Here is a 6,602-nt window from a genome sequence, read left to right as displayed (position 1 = left end):
GGCCCTGACCACCACGGGTGGTCAGGGCCCCTCGTCGTTCCCGGCCGGCCTCAGTGGGCGATGCGCGCGAGCGTGCCGAGGTAGAGCTCGACGACCTTCGGGTCCTCCATGAGCTGGCGCCCGGTGCCGGTGTAGGCGTCCTTGCCCTGGTCGAGGACGTAGGCCCGGTCGCTGATCTCGAGGCAGCTGTTGGCGTTCTGCTCGACCATGAGGATCGACACACCGGAGTCGTTGATGGTCCGCACCGCCTCGAAGACGCTGTCCTGCATGATCGGCGACAGGCCGGCGGACGGCTCGTCGAGGAAGAGGACGTCGGGGTCGGTCATCAGGGCCCGTCCCATCGCGACGACCTGCCGCTCGCCACCGGAGAGCGAGCCGCACCGCTGGTTGCTGCGCTCGGCCAGGAGTGGGAAGAGCTCGGAGACGGCCTTGAACCGCTCCCCGAACTCCTTGGGACGCAGGTAGATGCCCATCTGCAGCGTCTCCTGGATCGTCAGGGGCGGGAAGACGTTGTCGTTCTGCGGGACATAGCCCAGCCCCTTGGCGACGAGCTGGTGGGCCCGGGCTCCGGTGATGTCCTCACCACGCAGGAGCACCTGTCCCCCGCGGACCGGGACGAGCCCGAACATTGCCTTGATGAGGGTCGACTTGCCCGCCCCGTTCGGGCCGATGATGCCGACCAGCTCACCCTGCACGACATGGACCGTGCAGCCGTTGAGGACGTTGACCTCGGGGATGTAGCCGGCGACGAGGTCCTGGGACTCGAGCAGGGGGGTGCCCTGCTCGGCGCCGGTCTCGGTGCTGTGGTCGGTGCTGTGGTCGGTCTCGGCGCTCATGCGTCGTTCTCCTGGGCGGTCGGCAGGGCGCGGCGCTTGCCGAGGTAGGCCTCGATGACCTTCTCGTTGGTGCGGATGTCGTCGGGCCGGCCCTCGGCGATGACGGCGCCCTCGGCGAACACGACGATCCAGTCGCTGATGCTCATGATCACGTCCATGTCGTGCTCGACCAGGACGATCGTCGTGCCCTCGTCCCGCAGCCGCTGGATGTGCCCGAGGAGGGACTGGACGAGGGCCGGGTTCACCCCGGCCATCGGCTCGTCGAGCATGATCATGGCCGGGTCGACCATCATCGCCCGGGCCATCTCGAGGAGCTTGCGCTGCCCACCGGAGCAGATCCCGGCGAACTCGTGCGCCATGTGGCTGAGCCGGAACCGCTCGACGAGGGCTCGCGCCTTTTCCTCGACGTCGTCCTCCTGGCCCTTCCAGACCCACCGGAGGGGCGCCGCGAGCATCCGCTCACCGCGCTGCTCGGTCGCCCCGAGCATGACGTTCTCGAGCACGGTCAGGCGCATCAGGGCCTTGGTCAGCTGGAAAGTGCGGACCATGCCCCGACGGGCGATGCGGTAGGCCGGCGCGCCGCTGATGTCCGTGCCGTCGAACGACCAGGTGCCCGAGTCGGGCTTGTCGAACCCGCTGACGAGGTTGAAGAAGGTGGACTTGCCGGCCCCGTTGGGCCCGATGAGCGCCGTGATGGTGCCCCGCTGCACCTCGAGGTGGTCGACCCGGACGGCCCGGACGCCGCCGAACGACTTGCTGACGTCGTCGGCGACGAGGATCGCGTCGGGCTTGGCGACGCCCGGCTCGGGGGCGACCCCGGCCAGCGCCGCCGCGGCCCGCTCGGCGCCCGCGCTGGGGTGCTGCTCGGTGTCCGTCGCGACGATCTCCTCGCGGCTCTCGACGACGGCGTCGTTGCTCAGCTCATCGGACATCGAGACGCAGCTCCTTGGGGTCGCCGAGGATCCCGGCAGGTCGGTAGATCATCAGCAGCAGCAGGCAGAGCCCGACGAACACGAACCGCAGCGCACCGACGTCCGGGCCGCTGATGACGTCGGGCGAGATGAGGCCGGACGCCGTCGCGTTGCGGAGGAAGGAGTCGAGGAAGGTCGCCAGGAACCAGAAGATGATCGAGCCGAGGATCGGCCCGAGGATCCGGCTGGCACCGCCGAGGATCATGATGGCCCAGAGGTAGAAGGTCACGGCGGGGTTGAAGTTGTCGGGGTTGACCGACTGGGTCGCGATGGCGATGAGGGCCCCGGCGAGGCCGCCGATGACGCCACCCAGGACGAGCGACTGCATCTTGTAGGCGTAGACGTTCTTGCCGAGGCTGCGGGCGGCGAGCTCGTCCTCGCGGACAGCTCGCAGGACCCGTCCCCACGGGCTGTGGACCAGGAGGTAGACGAGCAGCGAGGTGAGCACGACCAGGCTCCACCCGACCGTCATGACCCAGAGGTTGCGGGCCGAGAACAGCAGCGGGCCGAGCTCGAGGTTGCTGCTGTAGGGGTTGAGCGCGAAGAACTCATTCGCGAACTGGCGCAGCCCGTAGACACCACCGGTGATCGGGGCGGCCCAGTCGGACCGGTAGAAGTAGCGGAGCACCTCGGCGCCGGCGATCGTCGCGATGGCGAGGTAGTCGCCACGCAGCCGGAGCGTGGGGATCCCGAGAATGAGGGCCAGCACGATCGAGCAGCCGATCCCGATGAGCAGGCCGACCCATAGGCTGAGGCCCCAGGTGGAGACGCTGACGGCGACGCCGTAGGCGCCGACGAGCATGAAGCCGACGTGGCCGAAGTTGAGCAGTCCGGTGAAGCCGAAGTGCAGGTTGAGCCCGACGGCCGCGAGGGCGTAGATGGCGGCCTCCGCGCCGAAGGCACCGCGGAGGGCGTTGGACAGGACATCCATGAAGTTCATGATCAGCTACTCCCTGCGCCTCAGCCGGCGCGCTCCGCTCGACCGAGGATGCCCTGGGGCCGCACCAGCAGCACGATGATGAGCACGAGCAGTGCCCAGGCGTTCTGCAACGACGGCGGGAACCACAGGTTGGACAGCTGCGAGACGAGGCCGACGATGATGCTGCCCACCATCGCCCCGTAGGCGCTGCCGAGCCCGCCGAGGATGACTCCGGCGAACATCAGTAGCAGCAGGTTGAACCCCATGTCCCAGTAGACCGCCCCCTGGGTCACTCCATAGAAGACGCCGCCCAGGGCCGCGAGCCCACCACCGATGATCCAGATCGACAGGATGACCCGGTCGACGTCGATGCCCGACGCCTCGGCGAGGTCCTTGTTGTCGGCGACGGCGCGGGCCGCCTTGCCCATCCGGGTGCGCTGCAGGAGCACCGCGACGAGCACGAGGATCGCGAACGACGCCAGCGTCACGATGAGGTCGCGGGGGGTGATCGTGATCGGCCCCAGCTGCATGGCGGGCTGGAGGGCGTACTGCGCGTACTTCTCGCGTCGCCCCGAGAAGAGCACGAGGATCAGGTAGCGCAGGAACAGCGACAGGCCGATCGAGATGATGAACATCTGGATCAGCCCGGTGCCCCGCCGGCGCATCGGCCGCCAGAGCCCCAGGTCGAGGCCGCCGGCCAGCAGGCCGCCGACGACGAGGGCGGCGACCCCGGCGAGCACGAGTGGCACGTTGCCCGGGTCGGTGCTGATCCAGAACGCGACGACGGCGCCGATCGTGACGAGCTCACCGTGGGCGAAGTTGATCAACCGTGTCGTGCCGAAGATGAGGGACAGGCCGACGGCGGTGATCGCGATGATCGCGCCGAGCTTGAGGCCCTCGACGACGAGCTGGAGCACGCGGCTCAGCGAGACGCCCTCCCCGCCCTCGGCCGTGGCGCCGGACTGGTTCTGGTCGCCGGTCTGGCCCGGTCCGCTCGTCGACTGCGGCGCCGCGCCCGGCTTGGCCTGCTGTGGCTGGCTCGTGCTGATGAGCGGGAAGATCACGGTGCGCTGCTGCTGGGGCGCCACGACGACGGCCTCGAGGACCTCGCCGCCCTTGTCGCGCGTCTGGACGCCCTTGGGCAGGGTGGACACGTCGAGCTTGAGGTTGAACTCCCCCGGGCCGGGCAAGGGGATCTGCCACTGTCCCTCGGCGTTCGAGGTGGCCGACCCGACGGTCTGGCCCTTCTGCTCGGCCGTGATCTTGACGCCACTGACCGGCTTGCCGTCGGGACCGCGCAGGGTCCCCTTGAGACTCTGGTCCCCCGCTGCGGTGAGGGCCGCGGGATGGTGCCCGGTCGCGGGCGCGGCGCCCACGACTGCTGCGCTCGCGGTGCCCGCTCCGGTCAGGAAGAGCAGGACGAGTGCAGCGAGTATCGCCATCAGGCGTGGTCGCACGACGGTCTCCTTTGATCGCTGCCCCGGATTGAACCACAGCAGGGCACGCCGTGCGGAGACCTCCACGCGACTCGCTTCGAAGTTGTGACCTCGACGCGCTCGCGCCGTCAGGTCACGAGGCCGGGAACCCCTTGATGACCGCGTCGGCCACCTCCTTCATCCCCAGCCGACGGTCCATCGCCGTCTTCTGGATCCAGCGGAAAGCGTCGGCCTCGCTCAGCTTGAGCTGGCTCATGAGCACGCCCTTGGCGCGGTCGACGAGCTTGCGTGTCTCGAGCCGCTCACCGAGGTCGGCGATCTCGGCCTCGAGGGCCTTGACCTCCTGCCAGCGGGACCGGGCGATCTCGATGGCGGGGCGGAGGTCGTCGGCGCTGAACGGCTTGACGACATACGCCATGACGCCGGCGTCCCTGGCCCGCTCGACGAGCTCGGTCTGGGAGAAGGCCGTGAGCATGATGACCGGGCACAGGTCCTGGGAGTGGATCTGCTCGGCCGCGCCGAGTCCGTCCAGGACGGGCATCTTGACGTCCATGATGACGACGTCGGGCTGCAGGTCCCGGGCCAGCTCCACGGCCTGCTCACCGTTGGAGGCCTGCCCGACGACGTCGTAGCCCAACTCCCCCAGCATCTCGACGAGGTCGAGGCGGATGAGGGTCTCGTCCTCGGCGACGACGATGCGGGTGGCAGCGGCCTGCCCCTCGGTCGCGGTCGTCGTGGTCTCTTCGGCAGCCCTCTCGTCACTGGTCACGAGGAGAGCCTATCGGTGCCGGGAGCGGGACTTGAACCCGCACGACCTTGCGGCCAGAGCATTTTGAGTGCCCCGTGTCTGCCATTCCACCACCCCGGCGGGTGTGCCGGGACAGCATAGCGACTACCGCGCACCCCCACCGCGGCCCCTACCGGGGTCAGGACAGCGTCACTTCCTCCGGACGGTAGGCGGGCGCGCGCCGGTGCACCGCATCGCCGACGCGGTGCACGCGCAGCGCGTTGGTCGACCCGGGGATGCCGGGCGGAGAGCCGGCGACGATGAGGACCCGGTCGCCCTCGACGACACGGCCCTCGGGAAGCAGCGTGAGGTCGACCTGCATCGCGAACTGGTCCGTGTGCGACATCCGGCTCACGAGGTAGGTCTCCATCCCCCACACGAGCGCGAGGCGGGAGCGGGTCCGCTGCTCGGAGGTGAAGGCGAGCATCGGCAGCCGGGGCCGCAGCCGCGCCATCCGCCTCGCCGAGCCCCCTGTCTCGGTGAACGTGATCAGGAAGCGCGCCTCGACGGCCTCGCCGATCTCCACGGCGGCCTTGCACACGGCGCCGCCGACCGTCACCGGCGTGCGGTCGATCTGGGCGATCCGCTCGTAGCCGTGCATCTCGGTGAACTCGATGATCCGGGCCATCGTGGTGACCGACTCGATCGGGTAGGCACCCACCGACGTCTCCCCCGAGAGCATGACCGCGTCCGCGCCGTCGAGGACGGCGTTCGCGGCGTCGGAGGCCTCGGCTCGGGTCGGGCGGGGGCTCTCCACCATCGACTCGAGCACCTGCGTCGCGACGATGACCGGCTTGGCCGCAACCCGGCACAGCTCGATCGCACGCTTCTGGACGAGCGGGACCTCCTCGAGCGGCATCTCGACGCCCAGGTCACCCCGGGCGACCATGATGCCGTCGAAGGCCTCGATGATCTCCTCGAGGTTGGCCACGGCCTGCGGTTTCTCGATCTTGGCGATGACGGGCAGGCGCAGGCCGAACTCGTCCATGATCTCGTGCACGTCGGTGATGTCGGCGGCCGACCGGACGAAGGACAGGGCGATCAGGTCGGCGCCGAGCCGCAGGGCGAAGCGCAGGTCGTCACGGTCCTTCTCCGACAGTGCCGGCACGCTCACCGCCACGCCGGGCAGGTTGATGCCCTTGTTGTTCGAGACGGTGCCGCCGACGACGGTCTCGGTGACGATGTCGGTGTCGGTGACGTCGACCGCGCGGAGGGTGACCTTGCCGTCGTCGATGAGCAGGATGTCGCCCGGCCGGACGTCACCCGGCAGGCCGGGGTAGGTCGTGCCCACCTCGGTCTCGGAGCCGTCGACGTCCCGGGTCGTGATGGTGAACCGCTGCCCAGGGTTGAGGTGCACGGGGCCGGCCGCGAACCGGCCGGTCCGGATCTTGGGGCCCTGGAGGTCGACGAGCACGCCCACCGCACGCCCGGAGGCGTCACTGGCCTCACGGACGCCGCGGTAGACCTTCTCGTGGTCGGCGTGGTCGCCGTGCGAGAGGTTGAGGCGGGCGACGTCCATGCCGGCGTCGACGAGGGCACGCAGCTGCTCCGGGGACGACGTCTTGGGGCCGATGGTGCAGACGATCTTGGCGCGACGCATGTCCCAACCTTATTGGTCGTGTGATGCCGCTCACCGGGGCCCGTCGGCAGACG

The 6,602-nt window shown here is 69.5% G+C and carries 6 protein-coding genes and 1 tRNA gene; all 7 read right to left on the bottom strand.

Annotated features, from left to right (window positions below; all coding sequences use genetic code 11):
• Positions 1-50: 50 nt before the first annotated feature.
• The 7 genes from N864_RS17660 to pyk all read right to left on the bottom strand — a co-directional run bounded on the left by N864_RS17660 (position 51) and on the right by pyk (position 6,549).
• On the bottom strand, positions 51-836 hold the full coding sequence (locus tag N864_RS17660; protein ID WP_034720031.1) for an ABC transporter ATP-binding protein: 786 nt from the start codon (positions 834-836) through the stop codon (positions 51-53).
• Complete coding sequence (locus N864_RS17655) at positions 833-1,768, bottom strand: ABC transporter ATP-binding protein (RefSeq protein WP_081793997.1); 936 nt, start codon at positions 1,766-1,768, stop codon at positions 833-835. Before N864_RS17655 ends, N864_RS17660 begins: the two co-directional genes overlap by 4 nt.
• Positions 1,758-2,747: a branched-chain amino acid ABC transporter permease gene (locus N864_RS17650; RefSeq protein ID WP_034720027.1), complete on the bottom strand. Its 990-nt coding sequence runs from the start codon at positions 2,745-2,747 to the stop codon at positions 1,758-1,760. Before N864_RS17650 ends, N864_RS17655 begins: the two co-directional genes overlap by 11 nt.
• A gap of 20 nt (positions 2,748-2,767) precedes the next feature.
• Complete coding sequence (locus N864_RS17645; protein WP_205620990.1) at positions 2,768-4,183, bottom strand: branched-chain amino acid ABC transporter permease; 1,416 nt, start codon at positions 4,181-4,183, stop codon at positions 2,768-2,770.
• 112 nt (positions 4,184-4,295) lie between these two features.
• Complete coding sequence (locus tag N864_RS17640) at positions 4,296-4,859, bottom strand: ANTAR domain-containing response regulator (RefSeq protein ID WP_240474385.1); 564 nt, start codon at positions 4,857-4,859, stop codon at positions 4,296-4,298.
• Between the two features lie 88 nt (positions 4,860-4,947).
• A tRNA-Leu gene (locus N864_RS17635) sits at positions 4,948-5,030 on the bottom strand.
• Between the two features lie 58 nt (positions 5,031-5,088).
• Positions 5,089-6,549: a pyruvate kinase gene (gene pyk, locus N864_RS17630; RefSeq protein WP_034720022.1), complete on the bottom strand. Its 1,461-nt coding sequence runs from the start codon at positions 6,547-6,549 to the stop codon at positions 5,089-5,091.
• Positions 6,550-6,602: the final 53 nt, after the last annotated feature.

The organism is Intrasporangium chromatireducens Q5-1 (assembly GCF_000576575.1).
GTDB lineage: Bacteria > Actinomycetota > Actinomycetes > Actinomycetales > Dermatophilaceae > Intrasporangium_A > Intrasporangium_A chromatireducens.
Note: the sequence above shows the minus strand (reverse complement) of the source record. Positions and strands in the feature narration are given on the sequence as shown.

Coding starts and splice junctions, on each gene's coding strand:
- N864_RS17650 (WP_034720027.1), bottom strand. CDS start 2,747: ATGAACTTCATGGATGTCCTGTCCAACGCCCTCCGCGGTGCCTTCGGC.
- pyk (WP_034720022.1), bottom strand. CDS start 6,549: ATGCGTCGCGCCAAGATCGTCTGCACCATCGGCCCCAAGACGTCGTCC.
- N864_RS17660 (WP_034720031.1), bottom strand. CDS start 836: ATGAGCGCCGAGACCGACCACAGCACCGACCACAGCACCGAGACCGGC.
- N864_RS17655 (WP_081793997.1), bottom strand. CDS start 1,768: ATGTCCGATGAGCTGAGCAACGACGCCGTCGTCGAGAGCCGCGAGGAG.